Genomic DNA, 25,731 nt, shown 5'->3' with positions numbered 1-25,731 from the left:
ATCAGTTTAAAATCTTAACCTCTATCTGATTTTTAAAATGTACCTGTAAATGCTTTCCTTCTCCGTGCAGGGTCCACACTTGCTTAGGTTCTACTTCTGCTATGGTTTGCAAAATATCCTTCCAGTCAACATGATCTGATATCAGCAATTGTATCTCATTCTGCCTTTGTAAATGTTGCCACCCACTGGCAAAAACCCTTACTACATTAATAGCTTTGATGTAACTGTTATATACCATTGGTGGCACCAGATAAATCATATTTTCGGTATTCTGCTTCATCAGTTTACGATCGTAAACCTGAAAATTACCTAATGTAATGCCTAACTCTTCGTATATACGGCAAAAGGGCATGATACTATGATGCACTAATAGGGTTTTACCATTACAATATTCATTTACCAATCTAATCAAACGCTGACTTTTGCCCAAAGCATAAGCCCCCAGCATAATGTTACTTTCTGTATGATTAAGTTTCTTTATTTCTTCTATTACATCAGGATGCTGTGTTTCGGGATTAGCAAAGGTGGTTTCGGTAATAAGCACATCAGCTTTTACCAATTGTACAGCTTCACATGTACCATCTGGAGTAAGCCTGTAATCGCCTGTATAAAGGTAACGCACTCCTTTATATTCCAGTAAAATCAAAGCCGAACCCAGCATATGTCCTGCAGGATAGAAAGTAATCTTCACATCATTGATATAAAAAGATTGCTGATAATCTAAACAATGAAACTGATAAGCCGCATTTTTTTTATACCTGTGCTGCATAAAAGCTGAAGTTGCCTTTGTGCAATACACATGTGTATTGCCGCTTATGGCATGATCTGCATGCGCATGTGATACTACCGCACAGGGAACAGGCTGCTGAGGGTCAAGGTAAAAGTTTCCGTATGAACAGTATAAACCAATTTTATTGAGTACGATAAAATCGTTGAGAATTACACCCATTGATCAGCTAGCTTTAAAAACGATTGATGTAGATTTAAAACTTGCAAGATTAACGATTCTTCATCATTATTAACGATAGTATAATCTGCAAAAGCCTGTTTTTGTTCATCCGTAAACTGTTTATCCATTCTGGCCAGTACCTGTTCACGGCCAACCTGATCTCGTTGCATTACTCTTTGTAATTTCAACTCTAAAGGAGATGAGACCAGTACATTTTTATCGCACATTTTGTAAGAACCACTTTCAAAAAGCAATGCGGCTTCTTTTAAAAGATAGGGAGCTTTTGCAGCATGTTCCGTTACCCATTGGTCAAAAGCTCTGAACACAGCTGGGTGGACCATCGCATTCAGTTTATCGAGTTCTTCCTGCTGGTTAAATACAATACCTGCAATATGTTTGTTATTGAGTGTTCCATCAACAAAATAACTGTCGCTACCAAAAGTTTCTTTAACGCCTTTGATTAAAATCTCATCACTGACCATAATCTGTTTGGCTACAGTATCTGCATAAAATACAGGGATACCCAAGGTTTCAAAAATTCGGCATACTGTGGTTTTTCCACTCCCTATACCTCCGGTTATTCCTATTTTCAACATTATTTTTCTATGATAAAATCTATTTTCTGGGGCACTATACTAATGAGCTTGCAATAAGCTGGAAAACGGATAAGTTTTACTCTTAAGTTATTATGTCCTGAATTTCTCCATTCATTAAGATCTACAGATGCCTGTATAAAATCTTCGTCGATTTGCTTATAGCTAGATAAAGCCACCAAAAAAATAATCTTAACTCGTTTTGGGTAAAGCTTTACCGTATTAAAATTATTGTTGTTAATTACGGTAAGCGGTATATCTAATACCTTCTCGGTGAACTCATCGACCGGAATTTTAACGCCAACAGCTTTTGGATATATACTAATATTGTTGGTGGTACTCTGCTTCAGATTGATACGGGTTTCAACCGAATTATCAATTCCTGTAATTTTTAAGGTATCTGTGTACCAGCTCGTTATTTTCTGCAATTCTTCATGCGGACCAGATATATTTACAAATGCCGGAGTAAGTTCTACATTACCAGCAACTCCATATTGTGGCGCAAAACTTAATTTAGAATTTAATCTTACTGGCACACGCTTGGTTGTCCGCTTCGAGAAATCAAAATATAAGGTATCTGGTTTTATGGATATTACTCTTTGAGAGGTTTCCAGCTGGCCGTTGATCTGTTCTAATTGTTCTGAAAAAAGCACATAATTCCTGGTATTGAGTTTACGCAAACTTACTTTGATAGATTGTGGTTTTATACGTAGCCTCGAAAACAGAAGCTGCCAGCCTGTACCTTCAACTTTCAGGTCTACAGTATCAGGTTGTAGCGCTTTAAATGCTTTACCCTGCGGCTCTTCTTTGTAAATAAGTTCTGTCTTAACCGTATAAGGGTATTTACGGTTTAATGCCATAAATAACCACGCCATTACCGCAAGCACCACACATACCAGCATTATACCAAATCTTTTGCGTTCAGGTTTTGTAAGTTTTATAAAGGGCATAAGGTAAAATTACAAAAAAGGCTTTTAATTACCCCTTATGAGAACTATTTAAATTTTTACTGCATTACAATCATTACATTTAAGATGTTGGAACGAGTTAGCTTAACAAAAAAGATAGTAAAGCAGAAAGCTTATTTACTTTTTTGCTTCATTTTTCCGTTCTTAAATCTTTCTGAAGCGGTTTGGTAATAAGCTATGGTAAGATTTTTTAAACTATCATTTACTTTAGCCTTTATTTCGTTCATACTCTTATCCTGATTGTTCCAGCTAAAGAATTTTACGTTCTTGCGGTCATCTATCTGTGTAAATACGTTATGTTTAAGCAAACCCAAGGTGCGGTAATTTCCAATCAGGGCACGCTCATCTTCTGCAGCCATTTTATTCACATCTTTACCGTACAGTTCAGTCTGGTAATTCCAGTTCAAATAACCCAATAAAGTGGGTAGCAGGTCTATTTGCGAACACAGTTTGCCAATCTCTTCTTTTCTGTTATCTAAATTATAAATCAAAGCTGGTATATGATGCTTTTCTATATTGATTTCCCATTTACCTGCACTGCTGGCACAATGATCTGCTACTACTACAAATACGGTATTTTCAAACCAAGGTTTATTTTTGGCTTCGGCTAAAAACTTGCCCAAAGCATAGTCGGTGTACTTAACTGCGCTTTCTCTCTCGCCTTGTTTTAGATCTATCTTTCCATCTGGAAAGGTATAAGGTTTATGATTGGAAGTGGTCATCACAAACTGGAAAAACGGCTGCTTTTTCTGATAAGCACTGTCTGCAAATTTCAAAGATTGCTTATACAAATCTTCATCACATATTCCCCAGGCATTTTCAAAAGCTACATCTTCATCTTTTATAGGGTAACGTTTGGTTTTAATATTATCTGATAAAGGATTTCCCCTGTCTCTGTCGACAATATCAAAGCCTTGTCCGCCAAAGAAAGTATTCATATTATCAAAATACCCATCTCCTCCATACACAAATTTCAGGTCGTAATTCTTTTGTTTTAAAATGCTGGCGATTGAAAATATATTATCGTTATTTGGTCGTCTTACAATACTGTTTCCGGGAGTTGGAGGCACACTTAATGTCAAAGCTTCCATTCCCCTTACTGTACGGGTACCAGTAGCATAAATATTGTTAAAAAAGATGCTCTCATTGGTTAATGCGTCATAATTTGGTGTTATATTTTGCTTGTTACCAAATCTAGCCAGAAAATCGGCGCTAAAACTTTCTATAACCACCATCACAATGTTTGGTTTACGATCAGAAGTGCCCTCTACCTCTCTTCTTATGTTATCTATCTGCTCAGAAGTATATTTTTCGTTTCGCTGTATCAGTTCTTTTTTAAGCAAATGGTACGCTTCATTTTCCGGAAGTGTAGCATAAAAAGTATTGTAATCCAACTCATTAGATCTGAACGCGGCAAAGAAAGAAAATACTCCGTTTTTGCTCAATTCGCTTTCATATAAATTCTGGCTCCACTCTGCTCCTGTATTTTTCACAAAAAACACATATAATGATGCAAGCACAAAAAGAGGCATAATCATCATACTTCTGAGCCATAAAGGAGTTTTTTGCTGAAAAGTATTTTTGAGCACTCCTGTTTTTTTATACAACAGGATAAGGCCTATGATCACCAGTACCAAAAATCCAATGATCAATGGAATTGGGTACGACTCGTTTATATTTTCGACTACTTCATAGGTATATATGAGATAATCTACTGCTATAAAATTAAATCGGGTACTAAACTCATCCCAAAAGGTAAACTCTGCTATACAGGCGAAAATGGTAATAAACAACGTTAAACCAACAATAAAGAAGGTACATATTTTATCAAATAATGTTCCTATCAGTTTTTTGGGAATGAACCAGACATAAAGGGCATAAATCAAACTAAAAAATAGGGCTACCCCGATATCATAGAAAAGGCCTACCCCAAAAATCTTTATAAATGAAAAAACTGAAAAACTGAAATTAGGTAGCGACCAGAGATAAAGCCCCACACGAACCGCAAAAGACAGAAGTATAAATGTAAACAAATAAGCAAATAGTAAGGATGTTCTGCTTTTGAAAAGTACTTTCATGTTAAAAATCAATTATTTTAGTTAAGTAAGTCTGGTTTAAACATTCAAAGTAAATAAACTTTAACGGCTTACTCTGATAGAACGTTTGAATTGAATACAAATTTACAACAATACAACAATTAGGTGCATTTTTACTTGCTTAATAAATTTATCTTTGCTCCATGCAACTGGCACAACAGGTAAAACATCTGGTAAAAAAAGAATTTGTTTTAGAATGGCGTTCTAAATATGCACTCAATGGCGTTTTACTTTATGTGGTTTCTACCGTTTTTGTCTGTTACCTTTCATTCAAGGTAGTAGATAAACTTACTTGGAATGCTTTATTCTGGATTATCATGCTTTTTGCATCTATTAATGCCATAGCCAAAAGTTTTTTACAGGAAAGCAAAGGTCGGCAATTATACATTTACACTTTGGCCAGTCCCGTGGCTGTTATTATAGCCAAGACTATTTATAACAGCATCTTAATGATGCTGATCAGCCTTATTGCTTTTGCTTTTTACAGCCTTGTATTTAAGCCAGAAGCCGATATTGATATCTTAATGTATTTTACGGCTACCGTTTTAGGCAGTTTAAGCTTTTCAACCGTATTTACCATGGTATCGGCTATTGCCTCAAAAGCAGGCAATGGAGGTATGTTGATGGCTATTTTGAGTTTTCCGGTAATCATACCTGTGTTAATTGTGCTCATTAAACTAACTAAAAATGCTGTTGATGGATTGGACAGAAGCGTAAGTTTAGATGAGATTGGACTGATGCTGGTGGTAAACGTTTTAGTAGTAACCGTATCATTACTCTTATTTCCTTACCTTTGGAGAGATTAATTTAAAATTTCGCAACACATAAAACACAAAGCATATTAATTAAAAAAATGAATAAAATCTGGTGGAAAATATTGGCTACTGTACTGGTAATCTACAGTACTATTGCGGGCTTATTATTGGGCGTACCCCGCTTGGCCATATTAAATGAAACGATCCGCAATCTGTATTTTCATGTACCTATGTGGTTTGCCATGATCGTGCTTTTCGGCATATCTGTATTTTATAGCATCAAAAATCTAAACTCTCAGCATGAAACCGACGATTTAAAGGCGGTAGAAAGTGCCAATGTAGGTATTGTCTTCGGACTTTTAGGCCTAGTAACCGGGGCAGTATGGGCTAAATTTACCTGGGGGCAATTCTGGAGTTTTGACCCTAAACAGAATTTCGCAGCCATTTCTATCTTATTATATTGTGCTTATTTAATTTTGCGTAATGCCATTGAAGAGGAGCAAAAAAGAGCTAAAATATCGGCTATTTACAATATTTTTGCTTTCCCTATGATGGTAGTACTGCTGTTTGTTTTGCCTCGCCTGCAAGATTCGCTACATCCGGGCAATGGCGGTAATCCGGGTTTTAACAGTTATGATTTAGACAGCCGTATGCGCATGGTTTTTTATCCTGCATGTTTGGGCTGGATCCTAATCGGTTACTGGATTTATACGATTAAATTCAGAATCAGGAAGCTGGAAAATCAAACACAACAACTTTAACTAATGTTCTTTTAATTATATTAATCCATTTTAAAATTTAAATTCTGATGAAAAGAATTCTATCCATACTTGCTTTTTTAATGCTTTTTGTCCAAAACATTTTTGCACAAAACAATGAAATTGAAATGGCCGATAATTTACGTGCAGAGGGTAAAATCTACATTGTGGTAATTTGTATTGTCATTATTCTATTGGGCTTACTTGCTTATTTGTTCTCGTTAGATAAGAAAGTGAAAATGTTAGAAAAAAATTCTGACCAAAAAAACTAATTTTAATGCCATAAGAGGCAGTTCTTTTGTTTTGCAGAGCATGGTGTTTAACTTACACTAAGCAAAAAAGCACTTGCATTAGTCATTAATTTTACTGCAATTTTGTGTAGTAATTGCATTAAACTTAAAACTTATTAAAAATAATGGCTAATACCGTAAATGAAGCAGGATTCTTTGCAGACGTTTGCAAGAATTTTGACAATGCCGCCAGATTTACCTCACACCCAGAAGGTCTACTGGCACAAATCAAAGCATGTAACAGCGTTTATCGTTTTCAGTTTCCTATACGCAGAGGAAACGGATTTGAAGTAATTGATGCGTGGCGTGTTGAGCACTCGCACCACATGAGCCCAACCAAAGGCGGTATCCGTTACAGTGATATGGTTAACGAAGATGAGGTAATGGCTTTAGCAGCTTTAATGACCTACAAATGCGCCATTGTTAACGTACCCTTTGGCGGTGCAAAAGGTGGCATTTGTATCAATCCTAAAAACTATACTGTTGCCGAGTTAGAAACCATAACCCGTCGTTATACAACAGAATTAATCAAGAAAAACTTTATAGGCCCCGGCATTGATGTACCAGCCCCTGATTACGGTTCGGGCGAACGTGAAATGAGCTGGATTGCCGATACATATATTACCATGAACCCTGGCTCTTTAGACGCTTTGGGCTGTGTTACCGGTAAACCAATTGCTTTACATGGTATACGTGGACGTAAAGAAGCCACCGGACGTGGCGTTGCTTATGCCGTACGTGAATGTGTTAGCGTTGCCGAAGACATGAAAAAACTGGGCCTGAAGGCTGGTTTAGGAGACAAGAAAGTTATTGTACAGGGCTTAGGTAACGTAGGTTACCATTCGGCCAAGTTCTTAGCTGAAATGGGCGCTACAATTGTAGGCCTATGTGAGTTTGAGGGCTCCATCTATAATGCTAATGGCTTAAACGTTGACGAGGTTTTTGCACATAGAAAAAATACTGGTTCAATCTTAGGTTTTCCTGGAGCTACAGATTTTAAAAATTCAAAAGAAGGTTTAGAGCAGGAATGTGACATTTTAGTTCCTGCCGCTTTAGAAAACCAGATCACTGCAGAAAACATTAAGCGCATTAAAGCAAAAATCATTGCCGAAGGAGCCAACGGACCTTGTACACCTGAAGCTGAAGAAATCTTTACAAGTATGGGCGGTATCATTATTCCTGATATGTACTGTAATGCCGGTGGTGTAACCGTTTCTTACTTTGAATGGTTAAAAAATCTTTCTCACGTTGCCTTTGGCCGCATGGAAAACCGTTATGCTGAAAATTCAAATGCCAATTTGATCAATACCTTAGAATCGCTAACCGGTAAAACCATTCCGGCAGAGCATCGTTTAATGATTGTAAAAGGTGCATCAGAAGTTGAACTGGTAAATTCAGGTCTGGAAGACACTATGATCCACTCTTACCACGAAATCAGAGAAACATTGCAGATAAAACCTGAAGCTCAGACGCTTAGAACGGCTGCTTTTGTAAACTCAATAGATAAAATTGCGGTTTCATATATGAATTTAGGTGTTTGGCCTTAATTATCACCAAAAAACCTTGTTAAAGCCCCGCCTATGTGGGGCTTTTTATTTATCAATTAATTGTCACGATATGCAATTGAGTCTTAGTATCATACTTAAGCTTGTATTGTTTTTTTATCTTTGTTTGCTTTTGATACTAATCTATATTCCATGAGAAAAAGTGCCATTATTGGTTTAATAACCATTGCTTTGTGTATAGGTTTCTTAGTAAGCTTAAACGCAGATACAGACTCTTATTCTAACTTTGAAGAAGCCTCAAGATCTCAGAAAGAAGAACATGTAATGGGCTATTGGGAAAAAGATAAAGGTATGCATTATGATGCATTAAAAGACCCTAACCATTTTGCCTTTTATATGAAAGATGAAAAAGGTAAGGTTAACAAAGTAGTGTTAAACGGCTCTAAGCCACAAGATTTTGAACGATCAGAAAAATTAGTATTGATAGGAAAAATGGAAAAAGATACTTTCTATGCTTCTAAAATACTAATGAAATGCCCTTCTAAATATAATGATAACCTGGTTGAAGTTGATCAGAACGGTCAGGTAAAACAAATCAAAAAGTCTTAATGGATATTCAGTTTATTGGCGAACACCTGCTACCTGGTAAAATAGGTCAGTTTTTTATTGTACTATCGTTTGGTGCTGCATTACTTTCTACCATTGCTTATTTCTTAGCGGTTAAAAACAAAAACCCCGAAGATAATTCATGGCACCGCATAGCCAGAAGCAGTTTTATCATCAACATCTTCAGCGTGATAGGCATTGGTGCCACCCTGTTTTATATTATCCTAAATCATTACAACGAATACAATTACGTTTATTCTCATACCTCAAAAGAATTACCTGTTTACTACATTGTCTCTGCTTTTTGGCAGGGTCAGGAAGGCAGTTTTTGGTTATGGATGTTCTGGCAAAGCCTTTTAGGTCTTGTTGTGATTTTCAGAGGTAAAACCTGGGAAGACAGTGTAATGACCACCATTGCCTTATCGCAGGCATTTTTAGGTTCTATGCTATTGGGCGTAGAAATTTTGGGCGCTCGCGTAGGGTCCTCTCCGTTTATACTATTAAGAGAGGCAAGCAACCTGCCAGAGATGGCACCGATTTTTAAAGATCCTGAGAATTACGCCAGATATTTAACTTTTATAACTGATGGCAAGGGACTAAATCCGTTATTACAGAACTACTGGATGGTCATTCACCCTCCTACCTTGTTCTTAGGTTTTGCCAGTATGGTAGTTCCTTTTGCCTATGCTATAGCAGCTTTATGGCAAAAACGCTATAAAGAATGGGTTAAACCGGTATTACCATGGGTATCATTTGCTGTAATGATCTTGGGTACAGGTATTATTATGGGTTCTTTCTGGGCTTATGAAGCGCTCAATTTCGGTGGTTTCTGGGCTTGGGATCCGGTTGAAAATGCATCTATTATACCATGGTTAACTTTAATTGGTGGTTTACATGTAATTATAGCCTATAAAAACACCGGACATGCTTATTTTACAGCTATTATGCTGGTAATGGTAAGTTTTATTCTGGTGCTTTATGCTTCTTTCTTAACCCGAAGTGGTATTTTAGGCGAAACTTCTGTACACTCGTTTACAGATCTGGGCATGTTTTGGCAATTGGTTACTTACATTTCTGCATTTTTAGCCCTTGCTGTATTTTTTACCATAAAACGATGGAAAGAACTTCCTATTACCAATAAAGATGAAGAGACTTACTCTCGTGAATTTTGGATGTTCATAGGTGCGCTGGTGGTAACCGTTTCGTGTATCCATATTATTTTTGCAACCTCAGTACCTGTGTTTAATGCTGCTTTTGGTACAAACTACGCTCCTATAAAAGATGCCGTTCAGTTTTACAATAAATGGCAAGCGCCTTTTGCCGTATTAATTACTTTGATTTCAGGTTTTTCTCAGTTCCTTAAATACAAAAGAACCGATCCAAAAAAGTTTTATGGTAGTTTAATCTCAACCGTATTATTTTCATTGTTATTAACCGCAGGTATGGTATGGCTAACGGGCATTTATACCAATTCTATGTATATTATTTTAACATTCAGTTGCGTATTTGCCATATTATCTAATGCCCGTTTACTTTCAAGTGCATTTACTGCAAAAGGAAGTAAGTTAGCAGGTGCAGCAGTAGCTCATATCGGTTTTGCCATCTTGTTGGTAGGCGCTTTAATTGCTTCGGCTACAAGTAATCCTATTTCTATAAACGAAAGTAATTTTATTCCGGTTAAAGATTTTGAAAAAGCCGCTAAACCAGGTGAGAATATCATGTTGTATAAGAACGAGCCTAAAAAAATGGGCAAATATACCGTTACTTATATCAGTGATACCACCGTTAAGCCTAACACTTATTATAGGATAAATTTCAAGGCTATTGACGAAGCTACCGGAAAAATCAAAGAAGATTTCACCTTAAACCCACATATTCAGGAAAACGACAGAATGGGTTTAATTGCTTCTCCTGATACCAAACACTATCTTACTAAAGATATCTATACCCACATTACCAGTGCTGCAGTTGAAAAACCTGAACACGAGGCGCATGAAGGACATACTGAAGACGAAAATTACAAAGCACCTCGCATAGCTTTGGTTAAAGTAGGAGATACTTTGCATACGCCAAGCGGTGTGTTAACTGTTAAAACTTTAAACACCAAACCGGTGGTTAAAGATCTGAAAGTAGAGAAAGAAGACCTGGCTGTAAGTTTACCTTTAGAAATCAATGTAAGTGGCAAGATTTATACTGTAGAGCCTCTGTTCTTAATTAAGGGAAACAATACTTTTGATTTTGCCCGTAAAATTGATGAATTAGGTCTTCGTTTCAGGTTTACCAAAATCATTCCTGAGCAAAACCAATTTGAGATCCAGATATTTGAAAAACCTCAGCAAGCCAAAGACTGGCTGGTGTTCAAAGCCATTGAGTTTCCATATATCAATCTGTATTGGGTAGGTACTATTGTAATGGTTATTGGTTTTATTTTATCGATCATTAGACGTAATAAAGAATTAAAAACCAGGTAATGAAAGCGGTTGTAATTGGTTCTGGCAATGTGGCAACGCATTTGTGCAAAGCTTTAAAAGCAGCACAGGTAAGTGTTTTACAGATCTGGTCTCATCAATTACAGAATGCAGAAAAACTGGCTGTTGAAATCAATGCAGAAGCAATTAATGATTTATCGCAGGTAAACGCTGATGCTGATTTCTGTATTATTTCAGTAAAAGATGATGTTGTTGAAAGCATAGCCAGCAAACTTCAACATTTTAAGGGTATAATATTGCATACAGCAGGTGCTGTAAGTATAGCTATCTTTAACCCTCTTTTTAAACATTACGGGATTCTGTATCCGCTACAAACATTTTCTAAAAGCAAAGCGCTTGATTTTAAAGAAGTACCTCTTTGTATAGAAGGCAGCGATGAGCAGACTTTAAAAAAAATAGAAGAACTGGCTCAATTGTTAAGCAGAAATGTTTACCCTGTAGATACTCAAAAAAGAAAAATCTTACATCTGGCAGCTGTATTCGCCTGTAATTTTACCAATCATTTGTATGCACTATCTCAGGATATCTTAGCAGAACATCAGTTGCCTTTTGATATTATTAAGCCTCTTATTACGGAAACAGCCGAAAAGGTACAGCATAATCTGCCACGTGATGTTCAAACTGGCCCGGCAATAAGACACGATGAGCAGACTTTAGCCAGGCACAGGGCTTTATTGGCCAAGCAGCCACACTTATTAAACATTTATCAAACTTTAACAGAAAGTATTAAAAAAACCAATTAATTACTTAATTCTGGTTTTAGCTATGTACTTTTGTATCTGAATCATGAGCTTATTTAAATTAAAAATAAATTTCGAAGAAGAAGGAAAAGAATCGGTAGAATTACCTATAGCTGCCGGCGAAGATGTTTTAGACGTAGTACTTGATAATGGTATAGAATTGCAACATAACTGCGGTGGTGTTTGCGGTTGCAGTACCTGCCATATATATGTAAACAAGGGTATGGATAACATCCAGGAAATATCTGAAAAAGAAGAAGACTTTATAGACAGAGCGGTAAGACCTAAGATTACTTCACGCCTGGCCTGTCAGTGTGTGGTTTTAAATGGCGATATAGAAGTAACGATACCTGATCAGTCAGGCTTCCTTGGTCATTAATTTTATATACATTATCCTTAACACATCAAATATCCTTAAAAATGAACGATAACAAGTTTGCATTACCTATACACTGGAACGATTACGAAGATATTGCACAAGAACTTTACGAAAAGTTTGGTGATAGTTTTGACGAAGCTAAAATTTACAGGATAAGATTTACCGAATTACTGGAGTGGGTACTTTCTTTACCTAATTTTAAAGGAACCCGCGAAGAATGCAATGAAGGTCATTTAGAGCAGATACAGTCTGCCTGGGTTTATGAATGGCGAGATAACCAATAATTTATCTTAAACCTTACAACACTTATGTTTTTACAAAATCTTAGACACATTACCACTTTCATTTTTGATGTGGATGGCGTTTTAACCGATGGTACTGTAATTGCATCAGAAAGTGGTGAGCTTTTGCGCAATTTTAATATTAAAGACGGATACGCTGTACAACTGGCCGCAAAAAAAGGTTACCATGTATGCATTATCTCTGGTGGCAAAGGCACTGCTATGGAAAAACGCTTCAGCAATTTAGGTATAGCCGAAATCTATCTGGGTGTAAGCAATAAAGTAGAGGTATTTAAGCAGTACTTGGCTAAGCATCAAATTGATGCAAAACAGGTTTTATATATGGGAGATGATATTCCCGATCTGGCTGTAATGCAACTAGCAGGTATAGCTACCTGCCCTGCCGATGCAGTAGATGAAATCAAAACCATTTCTCATTACATTTCTGCTAAAAACGGTGGTCAAACAGCCGTACGTGATGTGATTGAAAAAGTACTGAAAGCACAAAATAACTGGATAGACCATAACCCTTCTGCAGAAGAGGCAAGTAGATAAAAAATATCATTCTGTATATTAAGCACTTACATGTTTTTCTAACTATTTTTTCTTACCTAATTAAACTTATAAAGCTTTTACATCTCTAAAATCTCGAAGCATAATGTAAAAGCAGGCTTCATTGAACCTAAAACAATATAAAATTTAATTACAATGAAAAAATTACTTTTAATCTGCACTTTCATTTTTGGTGTAATTGCGTTTGCCAATGCGCAACAAGGTGGTGGCCGTATGGGCGGAAATATGGGAAGAATGGATCCTGAGGCCAGAGTTAAACAATTAGATGAGAAATTAAAATTATCTGATGATCAGAAAGCCAAAGTTTTAGCCATTTTCAAAGACCAAGGCGAAGCACAAAAGAAAATGATGGAAGAGGCTCAAAATGGTGGCGACAGATCTGCAATGAGAGAAAAAATGCAAAAAATGAGAGAGGAGTATGATGCTAAGCTTAATGGTGTTTTAAATGAAGATCAGAAAAAAGCGTATAAAGCATGGCAGGAAGAACAACGTGCTGAAATGCAGAAAAGAATGCAAGAAAGAGGCGGTCAATAATCACCGATTTTCTAATTTATTCTTAAACAAAATAATACAAAAAGCGACTTTAGGTCGCTTTTTGTATTTTAGCGCCAAATTATTTTGCCGATTATGTTTATCCAGAAACACCCGATTATTCTAGCCTCTAAATCTCCTCGTCGCCAAGAACTGTTAAAGGGCCTTGGTTTAGATTTTACCATTGAGCTTAAAGATGTTGATGAAAGCTATCCTGCCGGTCTAAATCCAGCAGATATTGCAGTTTATATTTCCAACCAGAAAGCACTGGCGTTCAGTGCCTCAAAAGATACTATCGTAATTACAGCAGATACTATTGTTGCACTTCATAATGAAATATTGGGCAAACCTAAAGACAAAGAAGAAGCTGTTGAAATGCTCAGGAAACTTTCTGGGGGTATTCATCAGGTTTATACCGGGGTAACTGTCAATTTTAACCGTTCGGTTTATTCATTTTACGACCTTACCACTGTACATTGCAGTACGCTTAACGAAGAAGAAATAGATTTTTATATTGAAAACTACAAGCCTTTTGACAAAGCCGGAAGTTATGGTGTACAAGACTGGTTTGGTTTAGCCAAAGTAGAAAAACTGGAAGGCTCGTACACCAATGTTATGGGCTTACCTACAGAAAAATTATATCAGCTTTTACAGAAGCTCGCTTAATTATTTTCTGCAGATAATTTCTTTGTGCTCAGTAGTAATAAAATAGCCGATAAAAATAGTACGATCCATCCCCATTGAAAATGGATGGCCTTACCCAAAAGATTATCGGCTATTTTTACGCCAAAATAATTCTGTGATTTAAAATATACTGCCGCAGCCATTAATATGATCCAGAGGAACATTACACGTGTTAGCAATCTGTAAGCTTTTAGCTGTCTTACCATGAAACAAAGCGTTAACAAACCGGTTAAGGCATAGGTAATCAAAAACAGTCTTACATCTGTTTTATACATACCCCAGCTTACCCATTCAAATAAGATCTTAACCTGTAACAACGGGCAAAAACCTCCAATAAATGCTAAAAATATACCTAAGTAAGCATTTGTTTTTTTAACTACGATCATATGGCTAAAGGATAACGCACAGCGCCGAGCCATGCTTATAATCAATTCTTATTTTCTAGTGTCAATGCCCATTTTATCGGCAAAATGTGCACAATAATCCCTTAAATCTTCCACAATATTCTGCTCGCCTGTAGCTCTTAGAAAACTATCTCCCATGGTTTGCAACGTTTCATAAAAAAATCGTTTCATTTCATCAACAGGCATATCTTTGGTCCATAAATCAATACGCATTGCATTCTTATAGTTATGATCCCATAAAGCCAAAATCATAGCTTTTGCAGGTACGCTATCTTTGTTTTCACTATCAGTAGATTCCCATAATATTGTTTCAGGAACGTTCTTCTCATCTAATTCTACGGTTACTTTTATTTCCGCTTTTTTCATGTTTTATTATTTATAATCTCAATATTATTTAAAGAAAAATCCTTTCATTATCAACATCAAAACCAAAGTAAATATAATTACAGAAGTTTCCAGTAACCATAATCTCATTAAACTCGGCACCAGTTTTCTAAATATTTGGTCTCCTAAAAAGGCGAGGAAAAAAAATAAAAAACAGACCGCTATCATTAAACCGCTGTATTCTTGGTTTACAGGTGCTAAAAGCCAGCTTTTATTTAATATCAAAGAAACAGCAATAACCAAAGCTAATGCCGATACAATGTTTAAAGGTGTAATTCTAACTTTCAATTATCTTTTAGATTTAAATCTTTTACTTTGCTTTGTTTTAGCCGTTTTATCCTTAGCAGGAAATTGCTTTTTCTTTTCATGAAACGCACCTTTGAATTCAGGATTTTCTTTACGTTTCTGACGGTCTATTTCACGGGCCATCTCCTGACGCTCATTAAAAGGTGTCTCTTCAATAAAAACACCTTCAGGTAGCTCTTCCACAGCAATCTGCTGCCTGATCAATTTTTCGATCTTATCTAAGTAATAACGTTCTGCATGTGTAAAAAATGTAATAGCAGTTCCCTCATTAAAAGCACGTCCTGTTCTTCCAATACGGTGCACATAGTCTTCTATTACAATAGGTACGTCAAAGTTAATCACATGGCTAACCTGACTTACATCTATTCCCCTGGCCGCAACATCAGTAGCTACCAATACTCTTATATCGCCCTGTTTAAAGCTATTAATGGAATTTATGCGGGTATTTTGTCCTTTATTGGCATGAATAACCCTTACCGCATCTGTTCCAAATTTCCTTTCTATAAAGCTGTAAATATTATCGGCAACAGTTTTGGTTTTACAAAAGATAATGAGCTTTTTAAACTCTTCATCGTTCTTAAGCAAACGCTGCAATAAATTAATCTTAGTTTTAAAATTAGGTACAGAATAGGCAACTTGCGTTACGGTTTGGGCAGGTGTTGCCTGGGCAGCCACCTCAATTTTCAAAGGATTTTTTAAGAAATCGCCCGCTATTTTTTCTACCAGTTCGCTCATGGTGGCAGAAAACAACAGGTTTTGTCGTTTACGAGGAACCACTTCTAAAATACGATGAATAGAGCCAATAAATCCCATATCCATCATTTTATCCGCTTCATCAAGTACCAAGAACTGTAAACTTCGGGTATTGATATCTCCGGCAAGATAAAGATCTAAAAAGCGGCCTGGTGTGGCCACTAAAATATCTAGGCCTTTGGCTATTTGTTCTTTCTGTGTTTTTGGACCGATACCACCGAAAATAACTACAGTTCTCAAATCGGTATAAGTAGAGAACAATTTAACTTGTTCTTCTATCTGCAATGCCAGCTCTCGTGTAGGTACTAAAATCAATCCGCGTACATGCTCACCCTGCGCATATTTAAGTTTCATGAGCATGGGCAACACATAAGCCGCGGTTTTTCCGGTACCTGTCTGTGCAATTCCAAACAAATCCTGACCTGATAAAACAGGACCTATGGCCTTTTCCTGTATGGGCGTGGCTTCTGTGAAACCGACTTCGGCAACAGCGTTCAAAATCTGTCTGTTAAGGTTAAACTCTTCGAACTTTTTTGGCATAGCTGCGAATTTACGATTTATTAGTTGGAAGTCCGAAGTCAGATGTCGGAAGTTTAAAAATCGATGACTAAGTCAAACACATAGGTCTTTTGACTTCAGACTAATAATCCTACCTTTGAAACATGAGCACAACTCTGATAAAAGCCGCCACGATTGTAAATGAAGGAAAAACCTTTGTGGCTGATGTATTCATAAAAGACGGCATCATTGATAAGATCGCTTCTAGTATAGATACCGCAGCAGATACAGAAATTAATGCAGAAGGTTTATACCTTGTGCCAGGGATGATTGACGATCAGGTTCATTTTCGTGAACCGGGTTTAACCCATAAAGCCGATATTTTTACTGAAAGTATGGCTGCTGTAGCTGGTGGTATCACGTCTTTTATGGAAATGCCCAATACCGTTCCCAATACCTTAACACAAGAATTATTGGCCGATAAATACGCCATTGCTGAACAAACCTCACTGGCAAATTATTCTTTTTACATGGGTGCCAGTAACAACAATATTGAGGAGGTATTGAAAACAGATCCCAAAAATGTTTGTGGCATTAAGGTTTTTATGGGCTCATCTACCGGAAATATGCTGGTTGATAATGAAAAAACACTAGAAAATATCTTTAGCAAAGCACCTATACTGGTTGCTACCCATTGCGAAGATGAAGCAACAATACGTTATAATATGGCCGCTTACAAAGAGAAATATGGCGACAATATCACTATTGATATGCACCCTTTGATCCGTAGTGCTGAAGCCTGCTATAAATCATCTTCATTGGCTGTTGAACTGGCAAAAAAATACAATACCAGATTACATATCCTGCATATTTCAACTGCTAAGGAAGTTGCCCTATTTGACAATAAAACACCTTTGAGCGAAAAAAGGATTACCGCAGAAGCTTGTGTGCACCACCTTTGGTTTAACGATACTGATTATGCTACAAAAGGCAATTTTATTAAATGGAACCCAGCGGTAAAAACTGCCTCAGATCAAGCTGGCGTATTACAAGGTTTGTTAGATGGTCACATTGATGTAATTGCTACAGATCATGCTCCTCATACTATTGAAGAAAAAAATCAAGCTTACTTACAAGCTCCATCTGGAGGACCATTGGTACAACATGCTTTACCTGCACTTTTAGAAATGCACTTACAAGGCAAACTAAGTTTAGAAAAAATAGTAGAAAAAACCGCTCATAATGTAGCTATCTGCTATCAACTTGAAAAACGTGGTTTTATACGCGAAGGGTACTGGGCAGATTTAGCTTTGGTAGATTTAAATGATGCCTGGAAAGTAACCAAATTGAACACTTTTTACAAATGTGGCTGGTCTCCTTTTGATGGACAAACTTTCAGTGCCAGCATTACCCACACTTTTGTGTCAGGTGTATTGGCTTACCAAAAAGGCAAATTCATGACCAATCGGACCGGAAAACGTTTAACATTTAACCGATAAATGGATAAGGCAGATAAGACGAGCATAAAGAAATTGGCAATCCTACTCTTTGTAGCTTTTCTTACCTTCTTATGGGGATTGAATGAAACATGGGTAGAAAAATGGTTCAGTAATGGCCTCTACCCTCTTATTTCTACCTCCCAAAGATTTATTTCCTCTTCTTTTCCTTTTGCCATAGGCGATTTTTTATATGCTATACTTGTTATTTTGGCATGCTGGAAAACGTTCGTTTTTTTTAGGAATAGGCGTTTTAATAGAAGTGCATGGAAACCATTGATCATTTCTTTCCTAAACCTATTATTAGGCTTATATATTGTTTTTAAGCTTTTATGGGGCTTAAATTACAGTCGTCCGCAAATCCATGCCCAGCTTCATATCGAAGATCAATACTACAACGAACAGCAGTTGTTAAAGCTTGCCGATTTCTTTTTAAACAAGATTGACCATTTGCAAAAGCAATTAGATCAACAAACGAATAAACCTGTTTATACCAAAGCCCTGCTTTTTAACAAAGCCACAGAAGCTTACGCTAAATTAGCAGAACAGCAAAGCTTTTTCAGATACAAGATACCTGCTATAAAACCCGCCATTAGCGGGTGGTTAACCAGTAAAATGGGGATTGAAGGGTATTACAACCCTCTATCGGGCGAAGCAAATGTAAACATGCTCATACCCAATTTTGTACTGCCTTACGTTATATGTCATGAAGTAGCGCACCAGATCGGTGTTGCAAAAGAAGATGAAGCAAATCTGGTAGGTTATTTAACCAGTATACATAGCAATGATTTGTATTTCCGGTATTCCGGCTATTACAATATGTTCAGAAGCATCTTGTTCGAAATAAGATTGAGATACCCAAGCCAATACCTTACATACAGAGAAAAGCTTCCACAAAAATTGTTAACTAAATTCAGAATGGAAAGAGATTTCTGGGCTAAATATAACGGACAGATGTCGGCTTATATGAGCAAAACTTTTGACCAATTGCTCAAACTTAACAATCAGCGAAAAGGCATAGACAGTTATCAGGATATTGTACTATGGTTGTATAATTACCATAAACATGAACTCTAAAACTCCTGTTAGGAACAACGGTTACAATAACCCTTTACCAGACAATTTGCATCTTTGAACGCGTAGCCTTGAGGCATTTTAATCTCAATTTCCTCCTTTAAACATTCCCGCCTTGAACATTTAAGGCAGTGAAAACGAACATGGTTATGATGATGATCATTTTCATTATAATTATGATTAAACTCAAATAAATTTTCTTCAGAATTCGGATATTTGAAAAATAAAACATTTTTAAAGCACAGCATGTATTGAAAATATAACCTGCTTAAGATGGAGACCAACAAAAAAAATGCAGAACCGGATAATACAGCTGTAAGAACAGCTTTATGGAGAGCTTTACACTTACAAACAGATGCAAAGCCTTATATACTTGAAGATGAAGTCGGATTGAAATTAATTGCGCCTAACCAAGGATGGCAACAGCGTCCGGATATGCATCCAGAGTTTACCAAACGACTAAGAGCATCTATCTTAGCACGGTCCCGCTTTATTGAAGACCTAATTATTGAACAAAGCCAGAAAGGAATTACACAATACGTAATCTTAGGTGCGGGACTTGACACGTTTACCCAGCGCAGGCCCGATATTGCCGCTAAATTACAAGTATTTGAAATAGACCAACCAGACACACAGACTTGGAAGCAAAAACGTTTGATCGAAACGGGTTTTGGGCTACCTAAATGGTTGCATTTTGTAAGTGTAGATTTTGAAATCTCATCGTGGTGGGAGAAATTACTAAACGCAGGTTTTGATCAAAGTAAACCTGCCGTTGTGGTATGTACAGGTGTGAGTTTATATCTTACCAAAGATGCCATCATCTCTACTTTGCATCAATTAACTGCACTTGCTACAGGCTCTACTATAGCTATGACCTTTTATTTACCTATAGAGCTTCTCGATGAAGAAGATAGGCCCTTACAGCTGATTGCAGAAAAAGGTGCTAAAGAAGCCGGAACACCATTCATCAGCTTTTTCAATCCTGATGAGATATTGGCTTTGACCAAGGGTGCAGGCTTTAAGCATATTAAAACCGTTTCGACCAAAGACCTAGAAAAAGCCTATTTTAGCAACCGCACAGATAACTTTACCCCTGCCAGTGGCGAAGTATTTCTATTAGCGCAAACTTAATTTAAAATCTTGTTCAACATATTATGGCATATTTATTTAGACAAGCTACAGCAGATGATTTAGCACAGATTTGGGAAATACTGAAAAAAGCAATCCAAAGACGTAAAGAAGATGGTAGCAATCAGTGGCAGGATGGCTATCCCAATCCTTCTGTTATTCAATCAGATATTGCAAAAGGTGCGGGCTATGTTTTAGCCGATGGCGATTGTATTGCAGGTTATTGCGCCATAATGATCAATGACGAGCCAGCGTATGCAGGTATAAATGGAAAATGGCTTACAGAAGGCGATTTTGTAGTATATCATAGAGTTGCCATCGCCGAAAACTATTTAGGGAAAGGCTTAGCACAGAAAATGTTGGCCCATATTGAAGATTTTGCATTAAATAATAAGATAAATAGCTTAAAAGTTGACACTAATTTTGACAACAAGGGGATGTTAAATATTTTGGATAAAATGGGCTATGTGTATTGCGGAGAAGTTGTATTTAGAGGAGCACCGAGAAAAGCTTTCGAAAAAATATTAACTCCTTAGTATCCTAACCACATTTCTACAAACCAATATGGTATAACGTACCAGTAATTTACCCATGAATGTATTCTTTGGTTCCGTAGCTTTTAATCAGTTGGCCTTCAAATTCGAGCCATGCCGCCCAACGCTTATCTACATCTACATCGGTACTGTATTTTCGGGCAAAATTTAAGAAAGTGGTATAATGATTGGCTTCTGACACCATCAGATCATGATAAAACTTTGCCAGTTCTTTATCCTCTATATTTTTAGACAATACCCTAAAACGTTCACAACTGCGGGCTTCTATCATAGCTGCAAATAGTAAACGATCAATAAAAGCTTGATTTCTGCTACCGTCTTTCTTACTGAATTTCATCAGCTGCCCCACGTAATCATCTTTACGTTCTCTGCCCAATTTATAACCGCGCTTCTTAATAATATCTGTTACCATCTTAAAATGCTGCATTTCTTCAATGGCAATCGCACTTAGCTCATCAACCAAATCCTCAAGTTCAGGATTTTGCGTAATTAACATTATGGCATTACTGGCAGCCTTTTGTTCGCACCAGGCATGATCGGTCAAAATCTCTTCTAAGTTCCCTTCTGCAATATTTGCCCAACGCGGGTCGGTCAGTAATTTAAGTCCTAACATTTTACGGATAATAGCTTTAAGAAGCGCAAAATTACGAAATAAATAATCATTTAGGTTTATCGTTAATTTCTGCACCTTTGTACAGCAGAATTATGAAAGCCCAAAAAGTATTATTCATAGGATTGGTATGGCCCGAACCCACTTCATCGGCGGCCGGTACGCGGATAATACAGCTTGTTAATTTTTTTAAGGAAAGAGGTTTTGAGGTACATTTTGCTTCGGCAGCACAACCATCAGATTTTTCATTTGATCTGCATAATATCGGCGTAAAAACCCATCAAATTTTATTGAACCACTCTTCTTTTAATCTGTGGATCAAAGAATTTCAGCCTGAAATTGTAGTTTTTGACAGGTTCATGATCGAGGAGCAATATGGCTGGCGGGTACAACAGGAATGCCCTAATACCTTAAGGATATTAGATACCGAAGACCTTCATTTTTTACGAAAAGCCCGAGAGGCGCAGCAAAAAGCAGGAAGACCTTTTACTGATGAAGCATTATTTTCTGTTGAAGCCAAACGGGAAACTGCCGCAATCTTACGTTGCGACCTATCGCTCATTATTTCGGAAGAAGAGATCAAAATACTTACCGAAAAATTTAAGATCAGTGCCTCTATTCTGCATTACCTCCCTTTTCTGGAAAAAGAGATCACGGCAGAACAGGTACAGCATTGGAACAGTTTTGAAGAAAGAGAAGGCTACGTTTTTATCGGAAATTTTATGCACGAACCCAACTGGCATACCGTTAAAACATTAAAAACCGGGATATGGCCGATCTTACGGAAATTATCTGCTCAAGCCAGCCTGCACATCTATGGTTCTTATCCTCCTCAAAAAGCATTGCAGCTACAAAACAAAACGGACCGTTTCTTTGTACATGGCAGGGCCGATAATGCCCAGAGTACCATTGCAAAACACCGTGTGCTACTCGCTCCTATTACTTTTGGAGCGGGCATAAAAGGCAAGTTTATAGATGCCATGCAAACAGGTACACCCAATGTAACTACTTCGGTTGGTGCAGAATCAATGCACAAAGGCTTACCTTGGGGCGGATTTATTGAAAATGATTGGACAGCTTTTTGCGAAAAAGCTACCTTATTGCATAGCGATAAAGAAGAATGGTTAAAGGCACAGCACAACGGTACGGTTATTTTAAATAGTTTATACTGCAAAACAGATTTTGAAGATTTATTTCTAAGTAGGATTAAAAAGATCTATCATAACCTTCAGCAGCACCGCCAGCAAAATTTCATAGGTGAAATCCTAAAACACCAAAGCCTGCAAAGCACCCGTTACATGTCTTTGTGGATTGAAGAAAAGAACAAAAAGCGGCATTGAAACATTAGCGGCTCTTTTGTACCGGAACATCATGAAATGAGTATATTTGATTTAAATCATATATGCCATGAAATCAGGATTTATCTTACCGCCATTATTTTGCTCAATATTCTTGTTTGCATGTCAAACCTCTGATCATAAAACTAAAAATGAACCAAAAACAATAAAAACCGCAAAAGAGAATAATGATCATACATATAACATTACTGTTGACAAAGCTTCTATCTTAAAAGATTTCATAACATGGTACAACTATGACTACCAAAATATTAAGTTGACGCAAAACTTTATTGGTCTTGACAATGATTCTACTGTAATTGATAAAACCACCTTTTTAAACAAACTCAGAACTGGTAATTATATTCCTTTTAAAATCAAAGTCTCAGACAATATTCCTGTCTATCAGCTCAATAAAAACAGTACCCTCAGCAATGATATAAAATCCACCATTAAACAGAGAGCCGCTATAGAAATTTTTCATTTTCAAATGGAAGGCAAGCAGCTTCCTACTTACAATTTTTCAGACCTACAAAACAAAACTTATAACAGCAATAACACTAAGAATAAGATTGTACTTATAAAATGCTGGTTTATCAATTGTGTAGCTTGCGTTAATGAATTTCCTGAACTCAATGCCTTGGTAAATCAATATGAACACAACAAAAACGTCCTTTTCATTAGCTTAGCTATAGATAACAGATCAGAGTTAAAGACATTTCTCAAGAAAAAAGAATTCAAATACGCGGTAGTGCCTGATCAAGAAGATTACATGAGAAACAAACTTAAGGTTCAGATGTACCCAACACATATTTTAATCGATAAAAAAGGGAAAATCGTAAAAGTGACCAACAGTATAGACGACATAATCCCATTTTTAGAAGAGGAAACTTCAAAACTTGACTAATGTAATAAAGTTAAAATCATTCTCGCTTCACAGAACAGGGATTTTAACTTTACAACATTCCAACAATTTTAAGCCTCAAAGTATGTAACTTTGCCGCATGGCAAAAATATCCATTAATCTGGCTACAGGCTCATTACAGAAAGAAGAAATTATTGTTGGTATTGACTTGGGAACAACCAATAGTTTAGTTGCGTTTATCAATCCCGAAAAAGAGCCTCAGGTAATTAACGATGCCGGTAAGGGCGTTTTGGTACCATCGGTAATCCATTTCAATGAGCTTGGCGAAGCAGAAATAGGCAATGAAGCCAAAGCTTATCTTACTACCGATCCTTCAAATACCATCTTCTCGGTAAAAAGGTTATTAGGCCGCTCATACAATGATGTATCAGAACATAAAGATATTTTTAGCTATAAAATTATTGATGATGATACCGATGCTTTGGTAAAAATAAAAGCAGGCAATAAATTTTACACTCCTATAGAGCTATCGGCAGAGATTTTAAAAGAATTGAAAGCCCGTGCCGAACACGCTTTAAAAACTCCGGTTAACAGAGCCGTTATTACCGTTCCTGCTTATTTTAATGATAGCCAGCGCCAGGCTACACGCGATGCGGGCAAATTGGCGGGATTAGATGTATTGCGTATTGTTAACGAACCTACTGCCGCAAGTTTAGCTTATGGTATTGGTTTAGATCCTCAAGAACAAAAAACGATTGCCGTGTATGATTTGGGTGGAGGTACATTTGATGTTTCCATACTACAGATACAGAATGGCATTTTTGAGGTTTTAAGCACCAATGGAAATACCTTTTTAGGTGGTGATGATTTTGATCGTGCCATTTTAAATTACTGGATAGAACAAAATAAATTAGACCCTGCTGTACTTGCAGAAAATAATGCCTTAATGCAAACCCTGCGCTTACAGGCCGAGTCTGCAAAAAAAGCACTGACCACGCAAAACTTATACAATGAAAAAGTAGGCGAAATCTGGTGCAGCATTGATAAAAATACATTTCAAACGCTTATCGAGCCTAAAGTTAGCGAAACCATCCAAAGCTGTAAGCAAGCCTTAGCTGATGCTGGTTTAACCATAAAGGATATAGATGAAGTGGTTTTAGTGGGTGGTTCTACCCGTACACCATATGTTAAAAAAGCAGTAAGCGATTTTTTTGGCAAAACAGCACAAGACAATATTAACCCTGATGAGGTGGTTGCTTTAGGTGCAGCCATACAAGCAGATATCTTGGCAGGTAACCGTTCTGATATTTTATTATTGGATGTTACTCCCCTATCGTTAGGTATTGAAACTATGGGTGGTTTAATGGATGTTATTATTCCACGTAACAGCAAAGTACCAACCAAGGCCGGACGTCAATATACCACATCTATTGACGGACAGGTAAATATGAAAATATCGGTTTATCAAGGTGAGCGAGACTTGGTAAAAGAAAATCGTAAGCTTGCTGAATTTGACCTAAAAGGAATTCCGGCTATGCCGGCAGGTTTGCCAAAGGTAGATATTAACTTCTTGCTCAATGCTGATGGAATCTTAACCGTTCAGGCTATTGAACTTCGCTCTGGCGTAAAACAAGAAATCGAAGTAAAACCAAGTTATGGTTTAAGCGATGATACCGTAGAAAAAATGCTGTTAGATAGTATTGCCCATGCACAAAGTGATGTAAATCAACGTATGTTGATAGAGGCCCGTAGCGAAGCAGAACAATTGGTTTATACCGCAGAACGCTTTATCGATAAAAATGCCTCATTGCTTACTGAATCAGAAATCACAGCAACAAAAGATTACATTGAAAACGTTAAGCAGGCTTTAACCAGTGGAGATAAAGATTTAATTCTGAAGAAAACAGATGAGTTGAACGAGTTTACCCGTCCGTTTGCAGAACGTGTAATGGATGCTGCTATAGGTCAGGCCATGAAAGGCAAACGAGTTGATGAATAATTCTACTGTTCCGAGAAAACTTGAAGAAACCTATAAAAAAGACTTAAATAAAAAAGGCTGTCTCAAAGTCGGCCGTCACCCTGAATTTTATTTCTGATCTCTTTGTAGAGATACTACAACGATGTC

Annotated in this window: 27 protein-coding genes; 19 read left to right on the top strand and 8 right to left on the bottom strand. The window is 37.0% G+C overall.

Translation table 11 applies throughout. The features are described 5' to 3' along the window. Window position 1: 1 nt before the first annotated feature. From ACLHG9_RS03440 to ACLHG9_RS03425, 4 genes are all read right to left on the bottom strand, one after another. A complete protein-coding gene (locus ACLHG9_RS03440) occupies window positions 2-949 on the bottom strand; it encodes an MBL fold metallo-hydrolase (protein WP_410220127.1) in 948 nt (315 codons plus the stop codon). Beyond that, entirely contained in the window at window positions 940-1,545 is a 606-nt protein-coding gene (gene coaE, locus ACLHG9_RS03435) for a dephospho-CoA kinase (protein WP_410220126.1), read from the bottom strand. Before coaE ends, ACLHG9_RS03440 begins: the two co-directional genes overlap by 10 nt. After that, the gene (locus ACLHG9_RS03430; protein WP_410220125.1) at window positions 1,545-2,492 is read right to left on the bottom strand and encodes a YbbR-like domain-containing protein; all 948 of its coding nucleotides are present in this window, start codon (window positions 2,490-2,492) and stop codon (window positions 1,545-1,547) included. Before ACLHG9_RS03430 ends, coaE begins: the two co-directional genes overlap by 1 nt. Before the next feature lie 131 nt (window positions 2,493-2,623). Next, window positions 2,624-4,588 (bottom strand): LTA synthase family protein, encoded by a 1,965-nt coding sequence (locus tag ACLHG9_RS03425; protein ID WP_410220124.1) that lies wholly within the window; start codon window positions 4,586-4,588, stop codon window positions 2,624-2,626. Between the two features lie 161 nt (window positions 4,589-4,749). Here ACLHG9_RS03425 and ACLHG9_RS03420 point away from each other — a divergent pair, with 161 nt between their 5' ends. From ACLHG9_RS03420 to ACLHG9_RS03365, 12 genes are all read left to right on the top strand, one after another. Then, window positions 4,750-5,412 (top strand): heme exporter protein CcmB, encoded by a 663-nt coding sequence (locus tag ACLHG9_RS03420; protein WP_410220123.1) that lies wholly within the window; start codon window positions 4,750-4,752, stop codon window positions 5,410-5,412. 47 nt (window positions 5,413-5,459) lie between these two features. Continuing rightward, window positions 5,460-6,122, top strand: coding sequence for a cytochrome c biogenesis protein CcsA (gene ccsA, locus ACLHG9_RS03415; RefSeq protein ID WP_410220122.1), 663 nt, complete (start codon window positions 5,460-5,462; stop codon window positions 6,120-6,122). Between the two features lie 47 nt (window positions 6,123-6,169). Then, window positions 6,170-6,391 carry a CcmD family protein gene (locus ACLHG9_RS03410; RefSeq protein WP_410220121.1) on the top strand — a complete coding sequence of 74 codons (222 nt, stop codon included), beginning with the start codon at window positions 6,170-6,172 and terminating at the stop codon, window positions 6,389-6,391. A 143-nt stretch (window positions 6,392-6,534) separates the two neighbouring features. Further along, window positions 6,535-7,956, top strand: coding sequence for a Glu/Leu/Phe/Val family dehydrogenase (locus tag ACLHG9_RS03405; protein ID WP_410220120.1), 1,422 nt, complete (start codon window positions 6,535-6,537; stop codon window positions 7,954-7,956). A 150-nt stretch (window positions 7,957-8,106) separates the two neighbouring features. Further along, a complete protein-coding gene (locus ACLHG9_RS03400) occupies window positions 8,107-8,523 on the top strand; it encodes a cytochrome c maturation protein CcmE (RefSeq protein WP_410220119.1) in 417 nt (138 codons plus the stop codon). Continuing rightward, on the top strand, window positions 8,523-10,991 hold the full coding sequence (locus tag ACLHG9_RS03395) for a heme lyase CcmF/NrfE family subunit (RefSeq protein WP_410220118.1): 2,469 nt from the start codon (window positions 8,523-8,525) through the stop codon (window positions 10,989-10,991). The genes ACLHG9_RS03400 and ACLHG9_RS03395 overlap by 1 nt, the downstream gene beginning before the upstream one ends. Further along, window positions 10,991-11,752, top strand: coding sequence for a Rossmann-like and DUF2520 domain-containing protein (locus ACLHG9_RS03390; protein WP_410220117.1), 762 nt, complete (start codon window positions 10,991-10,993; stop codon window positions 11,750-11,752). Before ACLHG9_RS03395 ends, ACLHG9_RS03390 begins: the two co-directional genes overlap by 1 nt. A gap of 43 nt (window positions 11,753-11,795) precedes the next feature. Continuing rightward, window positions 11,796-12,128 carry a 2Fe-2S iron-sulfur cluster-binding protein gene (locus ACLHG9_RS03385; RefSeq protein WP_410220116.1) on the top strand — a complete coding sequence of 111 codons (333 nt, stop codon included), beginning with the start codon at window positions 11,796-11,798 and terminating at the stop codon, window positions 12,126-12,128. Window positions 12,129-12,169: 41 nt separating this feature from the next. Further along, entirely contained in the window at window positions 12,170-12,412 is a 243-nt protein-coding gene (iscX, locus tag ACLHG9_RS03380; protein WP_410220115.1) for a Fe-S cluster assembly protein IscX, read from the top strand. 24 nt (window positions 12,413-12,436) lie between these two features. After that, window positions 12,437-12,964, top strand: a complete 528-nt coding sequence (locus tag ACLHG9_RS03375) for a KdsC family phosphatase (RefSeq protein WP_410220114.1) — start codon at window positions 12,437-12,439, stop codon at window positions 12,962-12,964. Window positions 12,965-13,117: 153 nt separating this feature from the next. After that, window positions 13,118-13,516 carry a hypothetical protein gene (locus ACLHG9_RS03370; protein WP_410220113.1) on the top strand — a complete coding sequence of 133 codons (399 nt, stop codon included), beginning with the start codon at window positions 13,118-13,120 and terminating at the stop codon, window positions 13,514-13,516. 93 nt (window positions 13,517-13,609) lie between these two features. Beyond that, window positions 13,610-14,179: a Maf family protein gene (locus ACLHG9_RS03365; RefSeq protein ID WP_410220112.1), complete on the top strand. Its 570-nt coding sequence runs from the start codon at window positions 13,610-13,612 to the stop codon at window positions 14,177-14,179. Here the strand turns inward: ACLHG9_RS03365 and ACLHG9_RS03360 are convergent. From ACLHG9_RS03360 to ACLHG9_RS03350, 3 genes are all read right to left on the bottom strand, one after another. Then, window positions 14,176-14,583, bottom strand: coding sequence for a hypothetical protein (locus ACLHG9_RS03360; RefSeq protein WP_410220111.1), 408 nt, complete (start codon window positions 14,581-14,583; stop codon window positions 14,176-14,178). The genes ACLHG9_RS03365 and ACLHG9_RS03360 overlap by 4 nt on opposite strands. A 48-nt stretch (window positions 14,584-14,631) precedes the next feature. Continuing rightward, complete coding sequence (gene gldC / locus ACLHG9_RS03355) at window positions 14,632-14,967, bottom strand: gliding motility protein GldC (RefSeq protein ID WP_410220110.1); 336 nt, start codon at window positions 14,965-14,967, stop codon at window positions 14,632-14,634. A gap of 306 nt (window positions 14,968-15,273) precedes the next feature. Continuing rightward, the gene (locus ACLHG9_RS03350) at window positions 15,274-16,584 is read right to left on the bottom strand and encodes a DEAD/DEAH box helicase (RefSeq protein ID WP_410220109.1); all 1,311 of its coding nucleotides are present in this window, start codon (window positions 16,582-16,584) and stop codon (window positions 15,274-15,276) included. A gap of 122 nt (window positions 16,585-16,706) precedes the next feature. On the opposite strand from ACLHG9_RS03350, the gene ACLHG9_RS03345 reads away from it, so the two are divergent. The 4 genes from ACLHG9_RS03345 to ACLHG9_RS03330 all read left to right on the top strand — a co-directional run bounded on the left by ACLHG9_RS03345 (window position 16,707) and on the right by ACLHG9_RS03330 (window position 20,776). Next, window positions 16,707-18,041: a dihydroorotase gene (locus ACLHG9_RS03345; RefSeq protein ID WP_410220108.1), complete on the top strand. Its 1,335-nt coding sequence runs from the start codon at window positions 16,707-16,709 to the stop codon at window positions 18,039-18,041. Continuing rightward, the gene (locus ACLHG9_RS03340; protein ID WP_410220107.1) at window positions 18,042-19,115 is read left to right on the top strand and encodes a DUF3810 domain-containing protein; all 1,074 of its coding nucleotides are present in this window, start codon (window positions 18,042-18,044) and stop codon (window positions 19,113-19,115) included. Between the two features lie 270 nt (window positions 19,116-19,385). After that, complete coding sequence (locus tag ACLHG9_RS03335; RefSeq protein ID WP_410220106.1) at window positions 19,386-20,243, top strand: class I SAM-dependent methyltransferase; 858 nt, start codon at window positions 19,386-19,388, stop codon at window positions 20,241-20,243. 23 nt (window positions 20,244-20,266) lie between these two features. Beyond that, window positions 20,267-20,776: an N-acetyltransferase family protein gene (locus ACLHG9_RS03330; protein WP_410220105.1), complete on the top strand. Its 510-nt coding sequence runs from the start codon at window positions 20,267-20,269 to the stop codon at window positions 20,774-20,776. Between the two features lie 49 nt (window positions 20,777-20,825). Here ACLHG9_RS03330 and ACLHG9_RS03325 read toward each other — a convergent pair whose 3' ends face one another. Next, on the bottom strand, window positions 20,826-21,407 hold the full coding sequence (locus tag ACLHG9_RS03325) for a tRNA-(ms[2]io[6]A)-hydroxylase (protein WP_410220104.1): 582 nt from the start codon (window positions 21,405-21,407) through the stop codon (window positions 20,826-20,828). Window positions 21,408-21,499: 92 nt separating this feature from the next. Between ACLHG9_RS03325 and ACLHG9_RS03320 the strand changes: the two genes are divergently transcribed. The 3 genes from ACLHG9_RS03320 (at window position 21,500) to hscA (ending at window position 25,605) form a co-directional block, all read left to right on the top strand. Beyond that, a complete protein-coding gene (locus ACLHG9_RS03320) occupies window positions 21,500-22,744 on the top strand; it encodes a glycosyltransferase (protein ID WP_410220103.1) in 1,245 nt (414 codons plus the stop codon). A 67-nt stretch (window positions 22,745-22,811) separates the two neighbouring features. After that, the gene (locus ACLHG9_RS03315) at window positions 22,812-23,648 is read left to right on the top strand and encodes a TlpA family protein disulfide reductase (RefSeq protein ID WP_410220102.1); all 837 of its coding nucleotides are present in this window, start codon (window positions 22,812-22,814) and stop codon (window positions 23,646-23,648) included. Window positions 23,649-23,745: 97 nt separating this feature from the next. Continuing rightward, window positions 23,746-25,605 carry a Fe-S protein assembly chaperone HscA gene (hscA, locus tag ACLHG9_RS03310; RefSeq protein ID WP_410220101.1) on the top strand — a complete coding sequence of 620 codons (1,860 nt, stop codon included), beginning with the start codon at window positions 23,746-23,748 and terminating at the stop codon, window positions 25,603-25,605. Window positions 25,606-25,731: the final 126 nt, after the last annotated feature.

The sequence above is a fragment of the Pedobacter sp. genome, assembly GCF_046462515.1.
Lineage (GTDB): Bacteria > Bacteroidota > Bacteroidia > Sphingobacteriales > Sphingobacteriaceae > Pedobacter.
The sequence above is the reverse complement of the archived record's forward strand: the minus strand, read 5'-3'. Positions and strand labels throughout refer to the sequence as shown.